The sequence below is a fragment of the Streptomyces cinerochromogenes genome (genome assembly GCF_014648635.1).
In the GTDB taxonomy this organism is placed as follows: Bacteria; Actinomycetota; Actinomycetes; order Streptomycetales; family Streptomycetaceae; genus Streptomyces; species Streptomyces cinerochromogenes.
Map to the genome: position 1 here is coordinate 293,047 of NZ_BMRM01000009.1, position 22,189 is coordinate 315,235.

21 protein-coding genes and 1 tRNA gene are annotated in these 22,189 nt (G+C 71.7%); 18 read left to right on the forward strand and 4 right to left on the reverse strand.

All coding sequences use genetic code 11. From position 1 onward, the window contains the following. Positions 1 to 46 precede the first annotated feature (46 nt). Positions 47 to 493, forward strand: a complete 447-nt coding sequence (locus IEZ20_RS19740; RefSeq protein WP_189300441.1) for an SRPBCC family protein — start codon at positions 47 to 49, stop codon at positions 491 to 493. Between the two features lie 39 nt (positions 494 to 532). After that, positions 533 to 604 (forward strand) — tRNA-Val (locus IEZ20_RS19745). A 50-nt stretch (positions 605 to 654) separates the two neighbouring features. Here IEZ20_RS19745 and IEZ20_RS19750 read toward each other — a convergent pair. After that, entirely contained in the window at positions 655 to 1,380 is a 726-nt protein-coding gene (locus tag IEZ20_RS19750; RefSeq protein ID WP_189300443.1) for a 3'-5' exonuclease, read from the reverse strand. Between the two features lie 168 nt (positions 1,381 to 1,548). On the opposite strand from IEZ20_RS19750, the gene IEZ20_RS19755 reads away from it, so the two are divergent. The 3 genes from IEZ20_RS19755 to thrS all read left to right on the forward strand — a co-directional run bounded on the left by IEZ20_RS19755 (position 1,549) and on the right by thrS (position 5,420). Continuing rightward, the gene (locus IEZ20_RS19755; protein ID WP_189300446.1) at positions 1,549 to 2,115 is read left to right on the forward strand and encodes a DUF4365 domain-containing protein; all 567 of its coding nucleotides are present in this window, start codon (positions 1,549 to 1,551) and stop codon (positions 2,113 to 2,115) included. Continuing rightward, on the forward strand, positions 2,112 to 3,329 hold the full coding sequence (locus IEZ20_RS19760) for a hypothetical protein (protein ID WP_189300448.1): 1,218 nt from the start codon (positions 2,112 to 2,114) through the stop codon (positions 3,327 to 3,329). Before IEZ20_RS19755 ends, IEZ20_RS19760 begins: the two co-directional genes overlap by 4 nt. Positions 3,330 to 3,443: 114 nt before the next feature. Next, positions 3,444 to 5,420 (forward strand): threonine--tRNA ligase, encoded by a 1,977-nt coding sequence (gene thrS, locus IEZ20_RS19765; protein ID WP_189300450.1) that lies wholly within the window; start codon positions 3,444 to 3,446, stop codon positions 5,418 to 5,420. A gap of 37 nt (positions 5,421 to 5,457) precedes the next feature. Here the strand turns inward: thrS and IEZ20_RS19770 are convergent, their stop codons facing one another. Further along, complete coding sequence (locus IEZ20_RS19770; protein ID WP_189300452.1) at positions 5,458 to 6,123, reverse strand: potassium channel family protein; 666 nt, start codon at positions 6,121 to 6,123, stop codon at positions 5,458 to 5,460. Positions 6,124 to 6,190: 67 nt separating this feature from the next. Here IEZ20_RS19770 and IEZ20_RS19775 point away from each other — a divergent pair, with 67 nt between their 5' ends. Continuing rightward, complete coding sequence (locus tag IEZ20_RS19775) at positions 6,191 to 6,748, forward strand: HIT family protein (protein WP_189300454.1); 558 nt, start codon at positions 6,191 to 6,193, stop codon at positions 6,746 to 6,748. Between the two features lie 33 nt (positions 6,749 to 6,781). On the opposite strand, the gene IEZ20_RS19780 is transcribed toward IEZ20_RS19775, so the two are convergent. Next, positions 6,782 to 8,428 (reverse strand): AbeC-like domain-containing protein, encoded by a 1,647-nt coding sequence (locus IEZ20_RS19780; RefSeq protein ID WP_189300456.1) that lies wholly within the window; start codon positions 8,426 to 8,428, stop codon positions 6,782 to 6,784. Between the two features lie 213 nt (positions 8,429 to 8,641). Next, positions 8,642 to 10,843, reverse strand: a complete 2,202-nt coding sequence (locus IEZ20_RS19785) for an elongation factor G-like protein EF-G2 (RefSeq protein ID WP_189300458.1) — start codon at positions 10,841 to 10,843, stop codon at positions 8,642 to 8,644. A gap of 252 nt (positions 10,844 to 11,095) precedes the next feature. Here IEZ20_RS19785 and pgsA point away from each other — a divergent pair, with 252 nt between their 5' ends. From pgsA to secD, 12 genes are all read left to right on the forward strand, one after another. Beyond that, positions 11,096 to 11,815, forward strand: a complete 720-nt coding sequence (gene pgsA, locus IEZ20_RS19790; RefSeq protein WP_189300593.1) for a phosphatidylinositol phosphate synthase — start codon at positions 11,096 to 11,098, stop codon at positions 11,813 to 11,815. Beyond that, complete coding sequence (locus tag IEZ20_RS19795; protein WP_189300460.1) at positions 11,812 to 12,720, forward strand: phosphatidylinositol mannoside acyltransferase; 909 nt, start codon at positions 11,812 to 11,814, stop codon at positions 12,718 to 12,720. Before pgsA ends, IEZ20_RS19795 begins: the two co-directional genes overlap by 4 nt. Then, a complete protein-coding gene (locus IEZ20_RS19800; protein WP_189300462.1) occupies positions 12,717 to 13,880 on the forward strand; it encodes a glycosyltransferase family 4 protein in 1,164 nt (387 codons plus the stop codon). The genes IEZ20_RS19795 and IEZ20_RS19800 overlap by 4 nt, the downstream gene beginning before the upstream one ends. A 340-nt stretch (positions 13,881 to 14,220) precedes the next feature. Continuing rightward, positions 14,221 to 14,763, forward strand: coding sequence for a LemA family protein (locus IEZ20_RS19805; RefSeq protein WP_189300465.1), 543 nt, complete (start codon positions 14,221 to 14,223; stop codon positions 14,761 to 14,763). A 114-nt stretch (positions 14,764 to 14,877) separates the two neighbouring features. Beyond that, positions 14,878 to 15,783, forward strand: a complete 906-nt coding sequence (pdxS, locus tag IEZ20_RS19810; protein WP_023552068.1) for a pyridoxal 5'-phosphate synthase lyase subunit PdxS — start codon at positions 14,878 to 14,880, stop codon at positions 15,781 to 15,783. 22 nt (positions 15,784 to 15,805) lie between these two features. Further along, entirely contained in the window at positions 15,806 to 16,411 is a 606-nt protein-coding gene (pdxT, locus tag IEZ20_RS19815) for a pyridoxal 5'-phosphate synthase glutaminase subunit PdxT (protein WP_189300467.1), read from the forward strand. 75 nt (positions 16,412 to 16,486) lie between these two features. Then, positions 16,487 to 17,239 (forward strand): YebC/PmpR family DNA-binding transcriptional regulator, encoded by a 753-nt coding sequence (locus IEZ20_RS19820; protein WP_059248257.1) that lies wholly within the window; start codon positions 16,487 to 16,489, stop codon positions 17,237 to 17,239. Between the two features lie 106 nt (positions 17,240 to 17,345). Then, positions 17,346 to 17,885 carry a crossover junction endodeoxyribonuclease RuvC gene (ruvC, locus tag IEZ20_RS19825; protein ID WP_189300469.1) on the forward strand — a complete coding sequence of 180 codons (540 nt, stop codon included), beginning with the start codon at positions 17,346 to 17,348 and terminating at the stop codon, positions 17,883 to 17,885. Beyond that, positions 17,882 to 18,487 carry a Holliday junction branch migration protein RuvA gene (gene ruvA / locus IEZ20_RS19830; RefSeq protein WP_189300471.1) on the forward strand — a complete coding sequence of 202 codons (606 nt, stop codon included), beginning with the start codon at positions 17,882 to 17,884 and terminating at the stop codon, positions 18,485 to 18,487. The genes ruvC and ruvA overlap by 4 nt, the downstream gene beginning before the upstream one ends. Before the next feature lie 25 nt (positions 18,488 to 18,512). Beyond that, positions 18,513 to 19,583, forward strand: a complete 1,071-nt coding sequence (gene ruvB, locus IEZ20_RS19835) for a Holliday junction branch migration DNA helicase RuvB (protein ID WP_189300473.1) — start codon at positions 18,513 to 18,515, stop codon at positions 19,581 to 19,583. Positions 19,584 to 19,761: 178 nt separating this feature from the next. Next, positions 19,762 to 20,259 carry a preprotein translocase subunit YajC gene (yajC, locus tag IEZ20_RS19840; protein WP_189300476.1) on the forward strand — a complete coding sequence of 166 codons (498 nt, stop codon included), beginning with the start codon at positions 19,762 to 19,764 and terminating at the stop codon, positions 20,257 to 20,259. Positions 20,260 to 20,401: 142 nt separating this feature from the next. Further along, positions 20,402 to 22,186: a protein translocase subunit SecD gene (gene secD, locus IEZ20_RS19845; protein WP_189300478.1), complete on the forward strand. Its 1,785-nt coding sequence runs from the start codon at positions 20,402 to 20,404 to the stop codon at positions 22,184 to 22,186. The last annotated feature ends 3 nt before the right edge of the window (positions 22,187 to 22,189 follow it).

Here is a 22,189-nt window from a genome sequence, read left to right on the forward strand (position 1 = left end):
GTACGCGTACTCAGACGTACGCAGGCTTTCGCGCCACACTCGTCCCATGGACCGGAACCACTACCGCTTCCGCAGCCTGTGGCCCCTGCCCGCCCCGCCGGGCGTCGTATACGCCGTACTGGAGCGCGCCGAGGACTACCCCGGCTGGTGGCCGCAGGTGCGGGCGGCCACCCGCCTGCCCGGGGGCACCGGCACGATCACCATCCGGTCCGTGCTGCCCTACAGCCTCACCTGCACCGTCCGCGAGACCCGCCGGGACCCGGCCGCCGGCGTCCTGGAGGCCGCCCTGTCCGGAGACATCGACGGCTGGGTCCGCTGGACGGTCGGCCCCGGCGGCCCCGGCACGCTCGCCCGCTACGACCAGGAGGTCCACGTCCGCAAGGCCCTCCTCCGGCGGCTCGCGCTCCCCGCACGGCCGCTCTTCCGCCTCAACCACCGCCTGATGATGCGGGCCGGACGGCGCGGACTGCTGCGCCGGCTGCGAGCGGTTTGAAGGAACGGCGCCCGGACCTGTATTGTTCAGTGCGTTCCCGGGCGATTAGCTCAGTGGGAGAGCGCTTCGTTCACACCGAAGAGGTCACTGGTTCGAACCCAGTATCGCCCACCGGGAAAGGCCGGTCCGCCACCGCGGACCGGCCTTTTTGCTGTCGCCTCTCACGCCGCAGCCGGCAGCTCCGGACGCAGCGGCCACTCCGTGCTGACGATCTCCTCCGAACCACTGCGCGCGAACCACGCCTGCAGCCCCCGCGCCTGCGCCGCGTACCAGTTCGCCTGCAACGTGTGCAGCTCGGCCGGGGACAGCCGCTCCAGCCGCGTCGCGAAACGGCGGCCCACGGCCCGTACGACATCCAGCGCCGCCAGCGCGTCCGCCGCCGCGTCATGCGCGTCCTGGAGCGTCACGCCGTAGTGCGCGCACAGATCCGTCAGCGTCCGCCGGCCCTTGCGGTACCGGTCCAGATGCTTGTCCAGCACCCGCGGGTCCAGCACCCGCAGCGGCACCGACTGGAACCAGTGGTCCAGCGCCGACGCCCGGTGCCGGCGCAACTCCCGGTCCAGCAGCGTCAGATCGAACGGCGCGTTCATCACCACCAGCGGCCGCCCCAGCGCCGCGTGCTCCGCCAGCTGCTCCGCTATCTCGTACACCACCGGCGCCGGCCAGCGCCCGTTGTGCTGCAGGTGCTCCTCCGTCAGCCCGTGCACCGCCGTCGCCGCGGCCGGCACCGGCACACCCGGATTCACCAGCCAGCGGGAGACCCGGGGCCGGGTCCCCGGCGCGTCCTGGACGACGACGGCGGCCGACACGATCCGGTCGGTCTCGACGTCCACGCCCGTCGTCTCCGTGTCGAAGGCGGCCAGCGGCCCTTCGTACCAGGTCGTCATCCCAACCCAACTCCTCGTTCACCCACGGCAGATGACGTTCCGTCTTCTGCCTGTTTGGTGATACCCGGGCCGTTTGCGCCGTACGCCGGGAGGAGACAACAGGAATACGGGTCTTTGCAGTTCAGCGACCCGCAGCGGGGAAAACCTTGTCTGGGAAGGCTGTTGGTCATGGCCATAGCGCAGCCCGAGCGGGGCGGGCTGCTGCCCGAAAGCCCGGGCACCCTTCGCGGCACGCTCGCCACCACCGCCTGCATGGAGACACTGCAGGTCGGCTACCTCCACGCGGTCGCCGCCGCGGCCGGCTGCTCGCTGTCCCAGCCCTTCCCGGACAACGGCATCGACTGGCACGTCAGCCACAGCGCGCCCGGACACACCGTCGACGACGAGGTCACCATCAAGGTGCAGCTCAAGGCCACCTACCAGATCGCCCCCAACCCACCGGGGCGCTTCTTCTCCTTCACCCTCGACAACGACCACCTGCGCAAGCTCGCCCGCACCCCCGTCTCGGTCCACAAGATCCTCGTCGTGATGCTCGTGCCGCGCGCCCAGGACGACTGGCTGCGCGCCAGCCACGACCGCCTCGACCTCAGGCACTGCTGCTACTGGACCAACCTCGCCGGCCACCCGATCACGGGCCGGCACCGGACCACCGTGCGGATACCGACCTCGCGCATCTTCGACGACCGGGCGCTCTGCGAGATCATGACGCGGGTCGGGACGGGAGGCAGACCATGAGGAACCGTCCCTGCGAGGAGCCGGTACGGCAGCTCCGGCCGCACCCCGACGACCTCCCCTGGCACCGGCCCCCGCGGCCCGCCGACGTCGACCCCGCCGTCCTCGGCGCCCTGCTGCTCCGCCACGGCTGGCAGCGGCGCGGAGGAGCGGCGGGGCGCTACGGCCGCTGGACCCCGCCCGGCCCCGGCGGCGCCGGAACCAGCCTCCTCGTTCCCGAGACCCGCGCCTTCCCGGACAGCGACGACCTGCTCGGCGAGGCCCTCGACGCCCTCACCCGCGACCCCACCCCCTCCGCGCGCGAGGTACTGATCTCCCTCGCCGTCCCCAGTGACGAAATCCGCTGGTGGCGCGACACCCCCGGCGGACCCGCCGGAGCCGCCCCCTGGAGCGCCGACGACCAACTGCGCGGCGCCGCCCGCCGGACCCTGCTCGCCGCCGCCCTCGCCACACGCGCGCGTGCCGGCTACTACGGTGCCCGGCACCGCCGCCCCGCCGCCGCCCTCCTGGCGGACGTCCTCGTCGGCCCCGCCGCCGAGGGCCGCACCCTCACGGCCTTCGCGCCCGTGTCCACCCACCGCCCCCTCGCCGTCCGCCTCCACCAGGCCCTGTACGCCGCCCGCGAGGCCATCGACTACCGGCGCGCCACCGGCGGGATGGACGCCTTCGACGGCGCCGTCGAGGCCGGCGTCAGCCGCGAGCTGACGGAGGCGCTCGGCGTCCTCGTCCGCGGCACCGAGGGCGCCCGCGTCGCCGTCGCCTGGGCACCCGGCGCCGGCCCGCCCGAAGGCTGCGCCCCCTGCGCCGAACCCGTCGAGTTCTCACCCGGCGACCTGCCCGTCCTCCGCGAGGCCGCCGCCCGCTACCTCAGCGCCGAGCCCTCCGTCCCGGTCACCGTGACCGGCGCCGTCGTCCGCATGCGCCGCTCCGGACCCGGCGGCGCGGGCACCGTACGCCTGCGCGTCCTCGCCGGCGCCGACGTCCCGCACCTGCGCGTCACCCTGGACGAGGAGGACTACCGCATCGCCGGCCACGCCCACCTCGTCGGACTCCCCGTCCGCGTGCACGGCCGGCTGGAGCGCCGGGGTGGCTTCCGCAGGCTCACCGGCGCCTGCGGAGTCGTCCCCGTGCAGGTGGACGAGGCGGAGCGGGACCGGCTGCTGAAATCCCTCCAGGAGAACCTCGACTTCTTCGAGGAGGCGGGCGGGGAAGCGTGAGGGAGGGGCGACCGAGGGTGACCGTTTCGCGGTCGGTGCCGTCGGGTCGGTACGATCGCCTGTGCGCGCGCTCCTGGTATGGCGCCGCACCCCACCTTCAGTCAGGAGAGACCGGTGTCAGACGTCCGTGTGATCATCCAACGCGATTCCGAGCGGGAAGAACGCGTGGTGACGACGGGCACTACGGCCGCCGACCTCTTCGCGGGCGAGCGCTCGATCATCGCCGCGCGCGTGGGCGGTGAGCTGAAGGACCTCACCTACGCACTGTCCGACGGCGACGAGGTCGAGGGCGTCGAGATCGCGTCCGAGGACGGCCTGAACATCCTGCGCCACTCCACCGCGCACGTCATGGCGCAGGCCGTGCAGGAGCTGTTCCCGGAGGCCAAGCTGGGCATCGGCCCGCCCGTCAAGGACGGCTTCTACTACGACTTCGACGTCGAGAAGCCGTTCACGCCCGAGGATCTCAAGGCCATCGAGAAGAAGATGCAGGAGATCCAGAAGCGCGGGCAGAAGTTCGCCCGCCGCGTGGTCACCGACGAGGCGGCCCGCGAGGAGCTCGCGGACGAGCCGTACAAGCTGGAGCTGATCGGCCTCAAGGGCTCCGCGTCGCACGACGACGGCGCGGACGTCGAGGTCGGCGCCGGCGAGCTGACGATCTACGACAACCTCGACGCCAAGACCGGCGAGCTGTGCTGGAAGGACCTGTGCCGCGGTCCGCACCTGCCCTCCACCCGGCTGATCCCGGCGTTCAAGCTGATGCGCAACGCGGCCGCCTACTGGCGCGGCAGCGAGAAGAACCCGATGCTCCAGCGCATCTACGGCACCGCCTGGCCGTCGAAGGACGAGCTGAAGGCGTACCTGGACTTCCTCGCCGAGGCCGAGAAGCGCGACCACCGCAAACTCGGCAGCGAGCTGGACCTCTTCTCGATCCCCGAGCAGATCGGCTCCGGCCTGGCCGTCTTCCACCCCAAGGGCGGCATCGTCCGCCGGGTCATGGAGGACTACTCGCGGCGCCGCCACGAGGAAGAGGGCTATGAGTTCGTCTACACCCCGCACGCGACGAAGGGGAAGCTCTTCGAGACGTCCGGACACCTGGACTGGTACGCCGAGGGCATGTACCCGCCCATGCAGCTCGACGAGGGCGTGGACTACTACCTCAAGCCCATGAACTGCCCGATGCACAACCTGATCTTCGACGCGCGCGGCCGGTCGTACCGCGAACTGCCGCTGCGCCTCTTCGAGTTCGGGACCGTCTACCGGTACGAGAAGTCGGGCGTCGTGCACGGTCTGACCCGTGCGCGGGGCTTCACGCAGGACGACGCGCACATCTACTGCACCCGTGAGCAGATGTCCGAGGAACTGGACAAGACGCTCACCTTCGTCCTGGGCCTGCTGCGGGACTACGGTCTGACCGACTTCTACCTGGAGCTGTCGACCAAGGACCCGGAGAAGTTCGTCGGCTCCGACGAGGTCTGGGAGGAGGCGACCGAGACGCTGCGCCAGGTCGCCGAGAAGCAGGGCCTGCCCCTCGTGCCCGACCCGGGCGGCGCCGCCTTCTACGGTCCGAAGATCTCCGTCCAGGCCAAGGACGCGATCGGCCGGACCTGGCAGATGTCGACCATCCAGCTCGACTTCAACCTGCCCGAGCGGTTCAACCTGGAGTACACGGGCCCGGACGGTTCCAAGCAGCGCCCGGTCATGATCCACCGCGCGCTGTTCGGTTCCATCGAGCGGTTCTTCGCCGTCCTGCTGGAGCACTACGCGGGCGCCTTCCCGGCGTGGCTGGCCCCCGTCCAGGCGCTCGGCATCCCGATCGGCGACGCGCACGTGGAGTACCTGGAGAAGTTCGCGGCGGCGGCCCGGAAGAAGGGCCTGCGCGTCGAGGTGGACTCCTCCTCGGACCGGATGCAGAAGAAAATCCGCAACGCCCAGAAGCAGAAGGTGCCCTTCATGGTCATCGCGGGCGACGAGGACATGTCGAACGGCTCGGTGTCGTTCCGCTACCGCGACGGCTCGCAGGAGAACGGCATCCCCTTCGACGAGGCCATCGCCAAGATCGCGCAGGTCGTGGAGGAGCGGACCCAGGTCTGAACCGTCCGCACCGCCTGAACCGCGAAGGCCCCCGGGATCACTGTCCCGGGGGCCTTCCCCCGTTCTCGTCCTCCTCCCGCGAGAACCGCCGCAGCATCAGCGACGAGAACGACCCCGTCACCGCGCCCAGCAGGGCCAGGCCGCAGACCATGAGGCCGACGGCGAGGGTGCGGCCCCCGGGGGTGACCGGGGTGACGTCGCCGTAGCCGACGGTCGCCAGGGTGGAGCAGGCCCACCACACCGAGTCGCCGAAGGTGCGGATCGTGGCGTGCGGGGCCCCGCGTTCCTGCTGGTACACCGCGAGCGCGCTCGAGAAGCCCAGCAGCACCGCGGACAGGCCGGCGTAGAGCATCACGCGCGCGTACAGGCTGAGGCGGGGCCGGCCGCGCCGCCGCAGGACCACGTCGTAGAGCCGCACGATGCGCAGCGGCCACAGCAGGGGCAGCAGCATGACCACGGTGTCCAGCCAGTGGCGGGTGACGAAGCCGGGTCCGCGGCCGCTGAGCCGCCAGTGCACCGCGTAGTCGACGACGAAGACAGCCCAGGCGGCACCGGTGACGGCCCGCAGGACGTCGTGTACGAGCGGGGGCAGGCCCGGCGCCAGCACGTGCGTCGCGTAGCAGCCGAGGTAGAGCAGCGACGCGATGCCGAGGGGCAGCGCGGCGCGCCCCTCCCAGCGCTGGGTGCGGCTGTCGGCGTCCATCGGCCAAGCTTGGCCGGAGAGCACCGACGGGCAGCCCCGGCGACACGCCGGGAAGGAGTGAAGCCATATGCTGCCTAGCATGACGAGTGAGCCGGAGCAGCAGATCGGAGTGGGGACGCAGGACGCGTTCCAGCGCCTGTGGACGCCCCACCGGATGGCGTACATCCAGGGCGAGAACAAGCCGACCGGCCCGGGGGCCGACGACGGCTGCCCGTTCTGCTCGATTCCGGCCAAGTCGGACGAGGACGGGCTGATCGTCCGGCGCGGTGAGCATGTGTACGCGGTGCTCAACCTGTACCCGTACAACGGCGGTCATCTGATGACCGTGCCGTACCGGCACGTGGCCGACTACACGGACCTGACCGGGCCGGAGACCGCCGAGCTGGGGGAGCTGACCAAGCAGGCGATGACAGCGCTGCGGACCGCGTCCGGGGCGCAGGGTTTCAACATCGGCATGAACCAGGGCGCGGTCGCGGGTGCCGGTATCGCGGCGCACCTGCACCAGCACATCGTGCCGCGCTGGGGTGGCGACACGAACTTCATGCCGGTGGTGGGCCACACGCGGGTGCTGCCGCAGCTGCTCGCGGACACCCGGAAGATGCTGGCGGAGGCCTGGCCGGCATAGGCCTGCGGGTGCCCTCCGCCGAGGGCACCCCTCTCACGCGTCGTAGAGGTCGGCCTTCCTGGGGGTCGGGTCCTGGACGTTGCCGCTGAGGAACGCCGAGCGGGCGCCGAACTTCTCCGTGTTCACGCCGTTCTCCTCCAGGACCCTGATCGCGGCGGAGTGGACCACGCGCAGCACCGGCGTGGCCGCGCGGAGCGCGTCGTCGGCCATGAAGCGGTGGCGCCAGGGCTGGTCGGCCCAGGCGTGGCGCAGGCCGAACGGCTCGGGCAGGCCCAGGGAGCCGCCGAGCCAGTTCAGCAGCGGCGGGTACCAGGTCAGCGGGGCGCGCACGGCGAGTCGTACGACCTCGTCGGTGTTGACCAGGGGCAGCTTGATCGTGCGGTTCTCCCAGGGTTTGAAGGACTTGGCGACCTCCTTGGTCGGCGCCTCCGGCTTGCTGGTGAACAGCGAGTTCACCGGGCCCAGCGCGTGTCCGGTGACCTCGATGCGCAGGGTCTCGTGGAGCACGGTGACGGTGATCAGCATGGTGATGACCAGCTGTCCGTCCCAGAGGGTCCACTGCACGCCCAGGTAGTGCCGGTCGCCGCTGCCGAACTGCTGCTTGTTGCAGATCTCCTGTATGGCGTGCGGTTTGACCTGGAAGGCCTCGACATCGGTGCCCTCGGGCCGGGAGACCGCCGTGGCCTTCTCGCCGATCGGGGTGACGATCCAGTGCCGTATCGACGGCTTGGGGAAGCCGCCGGTGTTGAGCGGGCCGCGCTCCAGGAGGGTGAGCTGGTCGTGGATCGCGCGTACGACGTCCCAGCTGCGGAAGGGGTGGATCTCCCGGCCGGGGTCGGCGGAGACGAGGTCCTCGGCGAGCTGCCAGGCACCCCAGCGGGTGCCCATGCCGAGTATGCCCTTGGGGCCGGCGTAGAAGACGGAGTTCGACTGCTGCTCGGCGCTCAGCCGGGCCAGGGACTGGCGCAGCGCCTCGGCGGCGGTCTGGTTGGGGCCGCGCGGGACGGCCTCCGGGACCTTGGCGCCGACGCTGGTGCCGGAGAGCAGGCCGTCCCAGCGGGCTCGGAGGTCCTTGGCGGTGCGTTCGCAGATCTGCTTGGCCCAGTACCAGCCGAGGACGGGGACGACGACGGCCGCGCGGGCGTACCACGCCCAGAAGCCGGTGAACGGCATCTTGATCAGGAACAGCGCGGCGAGCAGGCCGACGCCCAGGAGGAGCGCGGTGGCCAGGGTGCCGGCCCGTTTGTCGTCGCGTCTGGCGACGAGGGTGCGCAGCTGGAAGACGAGCAGCCAGCCGAGCATCCCGGGCAGGAAGAGCAGGCCGCAGACGACGGTGATGGCGGTCAGCCGGTTGTCGCGCTCACGGCGGATGTTGTTGGCGGCCAGGGCGTGCTCGACGACGAACTGCGGTTCGGAACCGAAGGACTGGATGAGCGGTTTGCGGCCGGGGGCGAGCATCCGGTCGACGAGGGCGCGGGAGAACGCCTCGCCGAGATTGGGCCGGAACAGTTTCATCCGGCCGGCCTTGACGGTCGACTGGTGCCATTCGTTGTCGGCCTTCTTGATCTCCTCGATCGGGCTGTCCCGGTACGCCGCGGAGGCCAGCGCGGAGGTCGCCGCCTGCCCCTCGTCGCCCGAGACGGGTACCTGGGGCCCGTCCCACTCCGTTCCAAACGACATTCCCGCCCCCATCGCCGCCGGTGCCGTTCCTGCGGCCTTCCCGACTTCCCTGCTGCGCACACCTGTTGGACCGGTCGCCGTGCCGGTACCGGCCGGTTCGCCCGTCGGCGGCGGCACGACATGATCCGGTGATCAGCGTATCCGCCGGCACGGACAACGCGTGGGCGGACGACCGAAGCCGCCCGCCTGTGCGCCGAGTTGTGCGCCGGCGCGCTACGCGTCGTCCCCGGCCTGTTCGCGGAGGCGTTCGGCGATCTGCGGCGGCATCGGCTCGTGCCGGGCGTAACTCCGGTCGAAGCGGGCGGTGCCGTGCGAGAGCGAGCGCAGGTCGACGGCGTACCGGCCGATCTCGAACTCGGGTACCTCGGCGCGGATCAGGGTCCGTCCGGTGCCGACCTGTTCGGTGCCCAGCAGCCGGCCGCGGCGGCTGGAGAGGTCGCTCATCACGGGGCCCACGTAGTCGTCACCGACCAGCACGGTCACCTCGGCGACCGGCTCCAGCAGATGGATCCTCGCGTCCGCCGCGGCCTCGCGCAGGGCGAGGGCGCCCGCGGTCTGGAAGGCGGCGTCGGAGGAGTCCACCGAGTGGGCCTTGCCGTCCAGCAGCGTGATCCGGACGTCGACCAGGGGGTAGCCGGCGGCGACGCCCTTGGCGGCCTGGGCGCGCACGCCCTTCTCGACGGACGGGATGAACTGGCGGGGCACCGCGCCGCCGACCACCTTGTCCACGAACTCGATGCCGGAGCCGCCGGGCAGCGGTTCGACCTCGATCTCGCAGATGGCGTACTGGCCGTGGCCGCCGGACTGCTTGACGTGCCGGCCGCGCCCGGTGGCCCTGGTCGCGAACGTCTCCCTCAGGGAGACCTTGTGCGGGACGACGTCGACCTGGACGCCGTAGCGGCTGCGCAGCCGTTCCAGGGCGACGTCGGCGTGGGCCTCGCCCAGGCACCACAGGACGATCTGGTGGGTGTCCTGGTTCTGCTCCAGGCGCATGGTCGGGTCCTCGGCGACCAGCCGGGCCAGGCCCTGGGAGAGCTTGTCCTCGTCGGCCTTGCTGTGCGCGTGGATGGCGACCGGCAGCAGCGGGTCGGGCATCCGCCAGGGCTCCACCAGGAGCGGGTCGTCCTTGGCGGAGAGGGTGTCGCCGGTCTCGGCGCGGCCGAGTTTGGCCACGCAGACCAGGTCGCCGGCGACGGCGTGGGTGACCGGGCGCTGCTGTTTGCCGAAGGGCATGGACAGGGCGCCGACCTTCTCGTCGACGTCGTGGTCCTCGTGTCCGCGGTCGGCGAGGCCGTGCCCGGAGACGTGCACGGTCTGGTCGGGGCGGAGGGTGCCGGAGAAGACGCGGACCAGGGAGAGCCGGCCGACGTAGGGGTCGGAGGAGGTCTTGACGACCTCGGCGACCAGCGGACCGGCCGTGTCGCAGGGCTTCAGCTCGCGGGGCTCGCCGTCGATGCCGGTGACCCCGGGGAGCGGGTGCTCGAAGGGCGTGGGGAAGCCACGCGTGACCAGTTCCAGCAGTTCGACCGTGCCGAGGCCCTGCCGGGCGCCCTCGGCGGCCGGGGCGGCGGCCAGCACGGGGAAGAAGGACCCGCGTGCCACGGCCCGTTCCAGGTCCTCGATCAGCGTCTTGACCTCGACCTGCTCGCCGCCGAGGTAGCGGTCCATGAGGGTCTCGTCCTCGCTCTCGGCGATGATGCCCTCGATGAGCCGGTTGCGGGCCTCCTCGATGTCCGGCAGCTGGTCCTCACCGGGTTCGGACTCCTTGCGCTCTCCGGTCGCGTAGTCGAACAGCTTCTGCGACAGCAGTCCGACCAGCCCGGTCACGGGCGCGTGCCCGTCGGGCCCCTCGGGTCCGCGCAGCGGCAGGTAGAGGGGCAGGACGGCGTCGGGGTCGTCGCCCCCGAAGGCCTCCGCGCAGGTCCGGGTCATCTCCTCGAAGTCGGCGCGCGCGGCCTCCAGGTGGGTGACGACGATCGCGCGGGGCATGCCGACGGCCGCGCACTCCTCCCACACCATGCGGGTGGAGCCGTCGACCCCGTCCGAGGCCGAGACGACGAACAGGGCCGCGTCGGCGGCGCGCAGACCGGCCCGCAGCTCCCCGACGAAGTCGGCGTAGCCGGGGGTGTCCAGCAGGTTGATCTTGATGCCGTCCCATTCGACCGGCACGAGGGAGAGCTGTACGGAGCGCTGCTGCCGGTGCTCGATGTCGTCGTAGTCGGAGACGGTGGCGCCGTCCTCGACGCGGCCCGCCCGGTTCACGGCCCCCGCGGTCAGCGCGAGGGCTTCCACGAGGGTGGTCTTCCCCGATCCGGAGTGGCCGACCAGCACCACATTCCGTACGGACGCGGGTTGGTCGGCCGCCAGAGCCCTGCCGGCGGCCCCGGGGTGGTGTGTCTGTGCCTTGTCGCCCATGATCCTGCCTCCCGTGCACGGTGAGGTCACTGTGGGCGCGGACACGCGGGACCCGCGTGCTCGAGGCGGCTCCGGCGACGCCCGCGGTTATTCGAGCTTTCCACTCCCGTCACGCGGCGTCCATACGAAGGACTACGAAGGGTGCGCACGCGCCGCCGTTCCCGTCACGCACGCCCCGCGCGCGGGGCCGGGCGCCGCCTCCCGGCGCGGCTGCGGGTGCCCGCCAGCCACGCACGCGCGCGCGTGGCTACGATGGGCCAGCCGGAGGCCACCAGGGCCGCGGCGACACCGACCGTCGGGAAGGCCATGCTGAACAAGTACGCGCGTGCATTCTTCACGCGTGTCCTCACACCGTTCGCCGCGTTTCTCATCCGCCGGGGCGTGAGCCCCGACACGGTCACGCTCATCGGCACGGCCGGTGTGGTCGCGGGAGCGCTGGTCTTCTACCCCCGGGGCGAGTTCTTCTGGGGCACGGTCGTGATCACCCTGTTCGTCTTCTCCGACCTGGTCGACGGCAACATGGCCCGCCAGCTGGGCCGCTCCAGCCGCTGGGGCGCCTTCCTGGACTCCACCCTGGACCGGGTCGCCGACGGCGCGATCTTCGGCGGCTTCGCGCTCTGGTACGCGGGACGGGGCGACGACAACGTGCTGTGCGCGGTGTCGATCTTCTGCCTGGCCAGCGGCCAGGTGGTGTCGTACACCAAGGCGCGCGGCGAGTCGATCGGGCTGCCGGTCGCCGTCAACGGGCTCGTCGAGCGTGCCGAACGGCTGGTCATCTCGCTGGTCGCGGCCGGTTTCGCGGGCCTGCACACGTTCGGTGTCCCGGGCATCCAGTGGCTGCTGCCGATCGCGCTGTGGATCGTCGCCGTGGGCAGCCTGGTCACGCTCGTCCAGCGGGTCGTCACCGTCCGCCGCGAGTCCGCCGAGGCGGAGGCGGCGGCGCGGGCCGGCGCGAGCGAGGCGGCACAGTGAGCGCCTCCGACCGGCTCACCGACGCCCTGTACGGCGTCGGCTGGAGCACCGTCAAGAAGCTGCCCGAACCGGTCGCGGTGCGCCTCGGCCGGACCATCGCCGACCTCGCCTGGAAGCAGCGCGGCAAGGGCGTGCAGCGCCTGGAGGCCAACTACGCGCGCGTGGTGCCCGATGCCACTCCCGAGCGGCTCGCCGAGCTGTCCCGCGCGGGGATGCGCTCCTACCTGCGCTACTGGATGGAGTCCTTCCGGCTGCCGGCCTGGAGCGCCGAGCGCGTGCGGACGGGCTTCGACCCGAAGGACGTCCACCACCTGACCGACGGACTCGCCTCCGGCCGGGGCGTGATCCTCGCGCTGCCGCACCTGGCCAACTGGGACCTGGCCGGCGCCTGGGTCACCACCGCGCTCCGGACGCCGTTCACGACGGTCGCCGAGCGCCTGAAACCGGAGACGCTGTACGACCGCTTCGTCGCCTACCGCGAGGGCCTCGGCATGGAGGTCCTGCCGCACAGCGGCGGCTCCGCCTTCGGCACCCTGGCCCGCAGGCTGCGCGACGGCGGCCTGGTCTGCCTCGTCGCCGACCGCGACCTGTCGGCCTCCGGCGTCGAGGTCGACTTCTTCGGCGAGACGGCCCGGATGCCCGCCGGCCCCGCGCTGCTCGCCCAGCAGACCGGAGCGCTGCTGCTGCCCGTCACCCTCTGGTACGACGACTCGCCGGTCATGAAGGGCCGGGTGCACCCGCCGGTCGACGTCCCCGAGTCAGGTACGCGGCCCGAGAAGACGTCCCTCATGACACAGGCCCTGGCCGACGCCTTCGCCTCCGGGATCGCCGAGCACCCGGAGGACTGGCACATGCTCCAGCGGCTGTGGCTCGCCGACCTCGACCCCGCGAAGGGACCCTCGTGAGAATCGGGATCGTCTGCCCGTACTCCTGGGACGTGCCCGGTGGCGTCCAGTTCCACATCCGCGACCTCGCCGAGTACTTCCTCCGCCTCGGCCACGAGGTCTCCGTCCTCGCCCCGGCCGACGACGACACCCCGCTGCCGCCGTACGTCGTCTCGGCCGGCCGCGCGGTCCCGGTGCCGTACAACGGCTCGGTGGCCCGCCTGAACTTCGGCTTCCTGTCGGCCGCGCGGGTGCGGCGCTGGCTGCACGAGGGCAAGTTCGACGTGGTCCACATCCACGAACCGACGTCCCCGTCGCTGGGCCTGCTGACCTGCTGGGCGGCGTCCGGTCCGATCGTGGCCACGTTCCACACGTCCAACCCGCGCTCGCGCGCGATGATCGCCGCGTACGCGATCCTGCAGGCCGCCCTGGAGAAGATCAGCGCGCGGATCGCGGTCAGCGAGTACGCCCGGCGGACGCTGGTCGAGCACCTCGGCGGGGACGCGGTGGTCATCCCCAACGGCGTCGACGTCGACTTCTTCGCCAGGGCCGAGCCCGACCCGCGGTGGCAGGGCGACACCATCGGCTTCATCGGCCGTATCGACGAGCCCCGCAAGGGCCTTCCCGTGCTGATGCAGGCCCTGCCGAAGATCCTCGCCGCCCGGCCGCAGACCCGTCTGCTGGTCGCGGGCCGCGGCGACGAGGAGGCGGCCGTCGAGCAACTGCCGGCGGAGCTGCGCCCGCGCGTGGAGTTCCTCGGCATGATCAGCGACGAGGACAAGGCGCGCCTCCTGCGCAGCGTCGACCTGTACGTCGCACCCAACACGGGCGGCGAGAGCTTCGGCATCATCCTGGTCGAGGCGATGTCGGCGGGCGCCCCCGTGCTCGCCTCCGACCTGGACGCGTTCGTGCAGGTCCTCGACCAGGGCGAGGCCGGCGAGGTCTTCGCCAACGAGAACGCCGACGCGTTGGCCGAGGCGGCCGTACGGCTCCTCGCGGACCCCGCCCGCCGGGCCCTGCTCCGCGAGCGCGGCAGCGCCCACGTACGGCGCTTCGACTGGTCCACGGTCGGCGCGGACATCCTCTCCGTCTACGAGACGGTCACGGCCGGCGCGGCAGCGGTCGGCGCCGACGAGCGGGCGACGGGCCTGCGGGCGCGGTTCGGGTTGGCGCGGGACTGAGGGGGCCGGGCGGCCCGGGGGCGGACCGCGGCAGCGGCTCGCCGTCGGCGCCGAGGGTGTGCCGGGGCCGTCCTCTTCGGCGCCGAGGGTGTTCCGGGGCTGTTCCCTTCAGCGCCGAGGGGTGTGCCGGGACTGCGCCCTTCCGCGTTGAGGGTGTGTTCCGGCGCCGTTCCCTGCGGCGTCGAGGGTGTGTGCCGGTGGCCGTCCCCTTCGGCAGCGAGGGTGCGTGTGCCGGGAGCCGTTCCCCCCGGCAGCGAGGCTGTCCCAGGAGCCGTCCCCGGTGGCAGCCGGGTGCTGACCGGCGCCGGGAGTGCCGGCCGGCAGCCGATAGCCTTCCGCCGTGACCGCAACCCTCATCTGGATCCTCGTCGCGCTCGTCGCCATCGGTGTGTACCTCAGCTGGACGGCCGGGCGGCTGGACCGGCTGCACGTGCGGATGGACGCCGCGCGGGCCGCGCTCGACGCGCAGCTGCTGCGGCGCGCCTCCGTGGCGCAGGAACTGGCGACCTCGGGCGTGCTGGACCCGGCCGCCTCGATCGTGCTGTACGAGGCCGCGCACGCGGCCCGGCAGGCCGAGGAGGAGCAGCGGGAGGTCGCCGAGAGCGAGCTGAGCCAGGCGCTGCGCGCGGTCTTCGAGGACCCGGCGCAGGTCGAGGCCGTACGCGAGGCCCCGGGCGGCGAGGAGGCGGCCCGTGAGCTGGCCGAGGCGGTCCGCCGGGTGCCGATGGCCCGCCGCTTCCACAACGACGCCGTGGGCGCGGCCCGCAGGCTCCGCGAGCACCGCAAGGTCCGCTGGTTCCGGCTGGCCGGCCACGCCCCCTTCCCGCTGGCCTTCGAGATGGACGACGAGCCGCCCACGGCGCTGGTCGAGAGGGTCTCCTGAACGCACGGTGGACCAAAAGGATCCACCGGCTTTCCATTGGCCCTTGCTGTGGCCTGGTCCACTCGCGTTTCCTCAGCGGTGCAGAAACCCTCTTTCCCATCAGTGAGGTCACCCGTGTCCACCACCGAGAACCAGGCTCCCGAGACCGGTACCGCCCGCGTGAAGCGCGGCATGGCCGAGCAGCTCAAGGGCGGCGTGATCATGGACGTCGTCACGCCGGAGCAGGCGAAGATCGCCGAGGACGCGGGCGCCGTCGCCGTCATGGCCCTGGAGCGGGTCCCGGCCGACATCCGCAAGGACGGCGGCGTGGCCCGTATGTCCGACCCGGACATGATCGAGGGCATCATCGACGCCGTCTCGATCCCGGTCATGGCCAAGTCCCGCATCGGCCACTTCGTCGAGGCCCAGGTCCTGCAGTCCCTCGGCGTCGACTACATCGACGAGTCCGAGGTGCTCACCCCGGCCGACGAGGTCAACCACTCCGACAAGTGGGCCTTCACCACCCCCTTCGTCTGCGGTGCGACCAACCTGGGCGAGGCCCTGCGCCGCATCGCCGAGGGCGCCGCGATGATCCGCTCCAAGGGCGAGGCCGGCACCGGCAACGTCGTCGAGGCCGTCCGCCACCTGCGCCAGATCAAGAACGAGATCGCCAAGCTGCGCGGCTTCGACAACCACGAGCTGTACGCCGCCGCCAAGGAGCTGCGCGCCCCGTACGAGCTGGTCAAGGAGGTCGCCGAGCTGGGCAAGCTGCCCGTCGTGCTGTTCTCCGCCGGTGGCGTGGCCACCCCGGCCGACGCCGCCCTGATGCGTCAGCTCGGCGCCGAGGGCGTCTTCGTCGGCTCCGGCATCTTCAAGTCCGGCGACCCCGCCAAGCGCGCCGCCGCCATCGTCAAGGCCACCACCTTCTACGACGACCCGAAGATCATCGCGGACGCGTCCCGCAACCTCGGCGAGGCCATGGTCGGCATCAACTGCGACACCCTCCCCGAGACCGAGCGGTACGCCAACCGCGGCTGGTGACCCAGACAGGTAACGACATCCCATGAACACTCCTGTCATAGGCGTCCTGGCCCTCCAGGGCGACGTACGGGAGCACCTCATCGCCCTGGCCGCGGCCGACGCCGTGGCCAGGCCGGTGCGGCGCCCCGAGGAACTCGCCGAGGTCGACGGTCTCGTCCTGCCCGGCGGCGAGTCCACCACCATCTCCAAGCTGGCCGTCCTGTTCGGCCTGATGGAGCCCCTCCGCGCGCGCGTGCGGGACGGCATGCCCGTCTACGGCACCTGCGCCGGCATGATCATGCTCGCCGACAAGATCCTCGACCCGCGCTCGGGCCAGGAGACCATCGGCGGCATCGACATGATCGTGCGCCGCAACGCCTTCGGCCGGCAGAACGAGTCGTTCGAGGCCGCGGTCGACGTGAGGGGCGTCCCGGGCGATCCTGTGGAGGGCGTCTTCATCCGCGCGCCCTGGGTGGAGTCCGTGGGCGCCGGGGCCGAGGTGCTCGCCGAGCACGACGGCCATATCGTCGCCGTACGCCAGGGCAACGCGCTCGCCACCTCGTTCCACCCGGAACTGACCGGCGACCACCGCGTGCACGCGCTCTTCGTCGACATGGTGCGGGCCACCCGGGCACCGGAGTCCTTGTAGGATCTCCGGGGGTCCCCCCGGCCTCTCGACCAGGGGGCGTTCGTACAGGATGGGTTACGCGAAGGAGACAGGCAGATGTCCGGCCACTCTAAATGGGCCACGACGAAGCACAAGAAGGCCGTGATCGACGCCAAGCGCGGCAAGCTCTTCGCGAAGCTGATCAAGAACATCGAGGTCGCGGCCCGGATGGGTGGTGCCGACCCGGACGGCAACCCGACGCTGTACGACGCCATCCAGAAGGCGAAGAAGTCGTCGGTCCCGAACAAGAACATCGACTCCGCGGTCAAGCGCGGCGCGGGCCTCGAGGCCGGCGGCGCCGACTACGAGACGATCATGTACGAGGGTTACGGCCCGAACGGTGTCGCGGTGCTCATCGAGTGCCTCACCGACAACCGCAACCGCGCCGCCTCCGAGGTCCGCGTCGCCATGACCCGCAACGGCGGCTCCATGGCCGACCCGGGCTCGGTGTCGTACCTGTTCAACCGCAAGGGCGTGGTGATCGTCCCCAAGGGCGAGCTGACCGAGGACGACGTGCTCGGCGCCGTCCTGGACGCCGGTGCCGAGGAGGTCAACGACCTCGGTGAGAACTTCGAGGTCCTCAGCGAGCCGACCGACCTCGTCGCCGTCCGCACCGCCCTGCAGGAGGCCGGCATCGACTACGAGTCGGCCGAGGCCAACTTCGTGCCGACCATGCAGGTCGAGCTGGACGAAGAGGGCGCCAAGAAGATCTTCAAGCTCATCGACGCGCTGGAGGACAGCGACGACGTGCAGAACGTCTTCGCCAACTTCGACGTGAGCGACGAGATCATGGAGAAGGTCGACGCGTAACGCGCACGGCTGACCGACCGGGCCGACGGGACACACCCCGTCGGCCCGTCGCGTTGTCAGTGGCACCCGATAGCCTGCACGAACAGGCCGTCGAAGGGAGGGGCGCGTGCGCGTACTGGGGGTGGACCCCGGCCTGACGCGGTGTGGTGTCGGCGTGGTCGAGGGAGTCGCGGGCCGCCCGCTCACCATGCTCGGCGTCGGTGTCGTACGGACCCCGGCGGACGCCGACCTCAGCCACCGGCTGCTCGCCGTGGAGCAGGGCATCGAGCAGTGGCTGGACGAACACCGGCCCGAGTTCGTCGCCGTGGAGCGCGTCTTCAGCCAGCACAACGTGCGCACGGTCATGGGCACCGCCCAGGCCAGCGCCGTCGCCATGCTGTGCGCCGCCCGGCGCGGCATCCCCGTCGCCCTGCACACCCCCAGCGAGGTCAAGGCCGCCGTCACCGGCAGCGGACGCGCCGACAAGGCGCAGGTGGGAGCCATGGTGACCCGCCTGCTCCGGCTCGCCGCCCCGCCGAAGCCGGCCGACGCCGCCGACGCCCTCGCGCTCGCCATCTGCCACATCTGGCGGGCCCCCGCCCAGAACCGACTCCAGCAGGCCGTCGCCCGGCAGGCTGTCCACGCAACGAAAGGCCGTACGGCATGATCGCCTTCGTCAGCGGCACGGTCGCCGCACTCGCCCCCGACGCAGCCGTCGTCGAGGTCGGCGGCGTCGGCATGGCCGTCCAGTGCACGCCGAACACGCTCTCGACCCTGCGCATCGGCCAGCCCGCCAAGCTGCACACCTCCCTCGTCGTCCGCGAGGACTCGCTCACCCTGTACGGCTTCGCGGACGACGACGAACGCCAGGTCTTCGAGCTGCTGCAGACCGCCAGCGGCGTCGGCCCGCGCCTGGCGCAGGCGATGCTCGCCGTGCACACCCCGGACGCGCTGCGCCGCGCGGTCGCCACCGGGGACGAGAAGGCCCTCACGGCCGTCCCCGGCATCGGCAAGAAGGGCGCCCAGAAGCTGCTGCTGGAGCTGAAGGACCGGCTCGGCGAGCCCGTCGGCGCCCCCGCCGTCGGAGCGCCCGTCAGCCAGGGCTGGCGCGACCAGCTGCACGCCGCCCTGATCGGCCTCGGCTACGCCACCCGCGAGGCCGACGAGGCGGTGACCGCCGTCGCACCCCAGGCCGAACAGGCGGGCGGCACCCCCCAGGTCGGGCAGCTGCTCAAGGCGGCCCTGCAGACCCTGAACCGAGCCCGCTGACCTGCGCCACCGCTAGGAGATCTTCGTGAACTGGGACGACCCGACCGACGCCCCCGCCGCCGAGCGGCTGGTGGACTCCGCCGCCGACCGGGAGGACCAGGCCGTCGAGGCCGCCCTGCGCCCCAAGGACCTCGGAGAGTTCATCGGCCAGGAAAAGGTCCGCGAACAGCTCGACCTCGTCCTGCGCGCCGCACGCGCGCGCGGCGCCACCGCCGACCACGTGCTGCTCTCCGGCGCGCCCGGCCTCGGCAAGACCACCCTTTCGATGATCATCGCCGCCGAGATGGGCGCCCCCATCCGCATCACCTCCGGCCCCGCCATCCAGCACGCCGGCGACCTCGCCGCGATCCTCTCCTCCCTCCAGGAGGGCGAGGTCCTCTTCCTCGACGAGATCCACCGCATGTCCCGGCCCGCCGAGGAGATGCTGTACATGGCGATGGAGGACTTCCGCGTCGACGTCATCGTCGGCAAGGGCCCCGGCGCCACCGCGATCCCGTTGGAGCTGCCGCCGTTCACCCTGGTCGGCGCCACCACGCGCGCGGGCCTGCTGCCGCCGCCGCTGCGCGACCGCTTCGGCTTCACCGCGCACATGGAGTTCTACGAGCCGCACGAGCTGGAGCGGGTCGTCCACCGCTCGGCGCACCTGCTGGACGTCGGGATCGAGCCGGACGGCGCCGCCGAGATCGCCGGCCGTTCCCGGGGCACGCCCCGCATCGCCAACCGCCTGCTGCGCCGGGTCCGCGACTACGCGCAGGTCAAGGCCGACGGGCTGATCACCCGCGACATCGCGGCCGCCGCCCTCGCGGTGTACGAGGTCGACGCGCGCGGCCTCGACCGGCTCGACCGCGCGGTCCTCCAGGCCCTGCTGAAGCTGTTCGGCGGCGGACCGGTCGGCCTGTCCACCCTCGCCGTCGCGGTGGGGGAGGAGCGGGAGACCGTCGAGGAGGTCGCCGAGCCCTTCCTGGTCCGCGAGGGTCTGCTCGCCCGCACCCCGCGCGGCCGGGTCGCCACCCCCGCCGCATGGGCGCATCTCGGCCTCACCCCACCGGGCTCGCACGCCGCGGGAAACGGACAACAGGACCTCTTCGGGGCGTGACGGCAGTCGCCCGGCGAGGGCGATGGCACGGGCAGGAACCCAGGTGCCATGCTGAGCGTTGTTCCATGAGAGCGGACTCGCTTAGACTCCGCCGATGCCGCCCTTGCGGGCGGCGCCGACCACACCCCCATCCAACTGGCCGCTCACCCGCGCGGTCGCGCGAAGGAAATTCCGTCCCGTGAATGCCTATACCCTTCTCCCGTTCATCGTGCTCATCGCGGCGATGTTCCTGATGACGCGTTCGGCCAAGAAGAAGCAGCAGCAGGCCGCCCAGATGCGGAACGAGATGCAGCCCGGCTCCGGTGTCCGCACGATCGGGGGTATGTACGCGACGGTCAAGGAGGTCAACGAGGACACGGTCCTCCTCGACGCCGGACCGGGCGTCGACCTCCTCTTCGCCAAGAACGCCATCGGCGCCGTCCTGTCCGACGACGAGTACAACCGCATCGTCCACGGCATCGAGCACGACCTGAAGTCCGACGCCGACCTCGTCCCGGACGACGCCTCCTCCCTCACCGAGACCGACGAGACCGACGGATCCGCTGCCGCCGCCTCCGACGACAAGATCGACCTCGGTAAGAAGGACGCCGCCGAGGACGCCGACGCGGCCGGTGCCGCCGAGGCGAAGGCGGAGGACGAGCCGAAGAAGACCGACGGCGACTCCGACGCGAAGTAGTCACGCCCCGGGAGGCGCGGCGGCGGCATGATGGCGCCCCGCGCATCCCGGGCGCGTCTGTTTCCCGCACGGGAGCCCGATTCCATGTCATGGCCGACCGCGCCGACCGGGCGCGGGGCGGCCCGAGAGGGAGTACGAGAAGGTGGCAGCACCCAAGAGGGGCCGAACCGCGAGTGCCCAGAGCAAGCCAGGGCGCTCGCTGGCCCTCATCCTGATCGCCATCGTGGCGCTCACCGGAGGGATGTTCCTCTCCGGGCACACGACCCCGCGTCTCGGCATCGACCTCGCCGGTGGCACGAGCATCACGCTGAAGGCGAAGGCCGACCAGGGGTCCGCGATCAACAAGGCCAACATGGACACCGCGGTCGACATCATGAACCGCCGTGTCAACGGCCTGGGCGTCTCCGAGGCGGAGGTGCAGACCCAGGGGAACGACAACATCATCGTCAACATCCCCAAGGGCACCAACTCCAAGGAGGCCCAGCAGCAGGTCGGCACCACCGCGAAGCTGTACTTCCGGCCGGTTCTGGCCACCGAGCCCAGCGGGACGGCCGCACAGAGCCCCTCGCCGAGCGCCTCCTCCAGCGGCAGCTCCTCGCCGAAGCCGAGCGGCAGCCCCTCCTCGACCGCCTCCTCCGGCCAGAAGGCGACCTCGCCCGGCTCCGCGTCCCCCACGGCCACGGCCACCTCCCAGGGCCGCGCCGTCAGCGACGCGCTGAAGGCCGACTCGACCCCCTCGCCGTCCGCCTCCTCCAGCGGCAAGCCGTCGGCCACCCCGTCGGCCTCGCCCTCCGGCGGCTCCGCCGCGAACTCCAAGCTCCAGGCCCAGTACGCCGCCCTGAACTGCGCCAAGGCCACCGACCGCGCCAAGGCCGGCAAGAACGCCAAGCCCGGTGACACCACCGTGGCCTGCGGCGAGATCGACGGCAACTGGTACAAGTACCTGCTCGGCCCGGCCGCCGTGGACGGCACCGAGGTGAAGAAGGCCCAGGCCGTCTTCAACACCCAGAGCGCCGCGGGCTGGCAGGTCCAGATGACCTTCACCGGCAGCGGCGCCAAGAAGTTCGCCGACATCACCGGCCAGCTGGCCCAGAAGCCGGACCCGCAGAACGAGTTCGGCATCGTCCTCGACGGCGACGTCGTCTCCAGCCCGGTCGTGCACGAGGCCATCACCGGCGGCCAGGCGGAGATCTCCGGCAGCTTCAAGCAGGAGGAGGCCCAGAGCCTCGCCAACATGCTGTCGTACGGCGCCCTGCCGCTGTCCTTCCAGGAGCAGTCGGTCACCACCGTGACGGCCGCGCTCGGCGGTGAGCAGCTGCACGCCGGTCTGCTGGCCGGCGCGATCGGCCTCGCCCTCGTCGTGATCTACCTGGTGGTCTACTACCGCGGCCTGTCGATCGTCGCGATGGCCTCCCTGCTGGTCTCCGCGATCCTCACCTACGTGATCATGTCGCTGCTCGGCCCGGCCATCCACTTCGCGCTGAACCTGCCGGCCGTCTGCGGTGCCATCGTCGCCATCGGCATCACCGCCGACTCGTTCATCGTGTACTTCGAACGCATCCGGGACGAGATCCGCGAGGGCCGCTCGCTGCGCCCCGCCGTGGAGCGGGCCTGGCCGCGCGCCCGGCGCACCATCCTGGTCTCCGACTTCGTGTCGTTCCTCGCCGCCGCGGTCCTGTTCATCGTGACCGTCGGCAAGGTCCAGGGCTTCGCGTTCACGCTCGGCCTGACCACCCTGCTTGACGTCGTCGTGGTCTTCTTCTTCACCAAGCCGCTGATGACGCTCCTGGCCCGCCGGAAGTTCTTCGCGAACGGCCACAAGTGGTCCGGTCTCGACCCGAAGAGCCTCGGTGCCAAGCCGCCGCTGCGCCGTACCCGCCGTCCCGCCGGTCCTGCCGCCGGCTCTGTCGACCCGAAGGAGGCCTGAGCG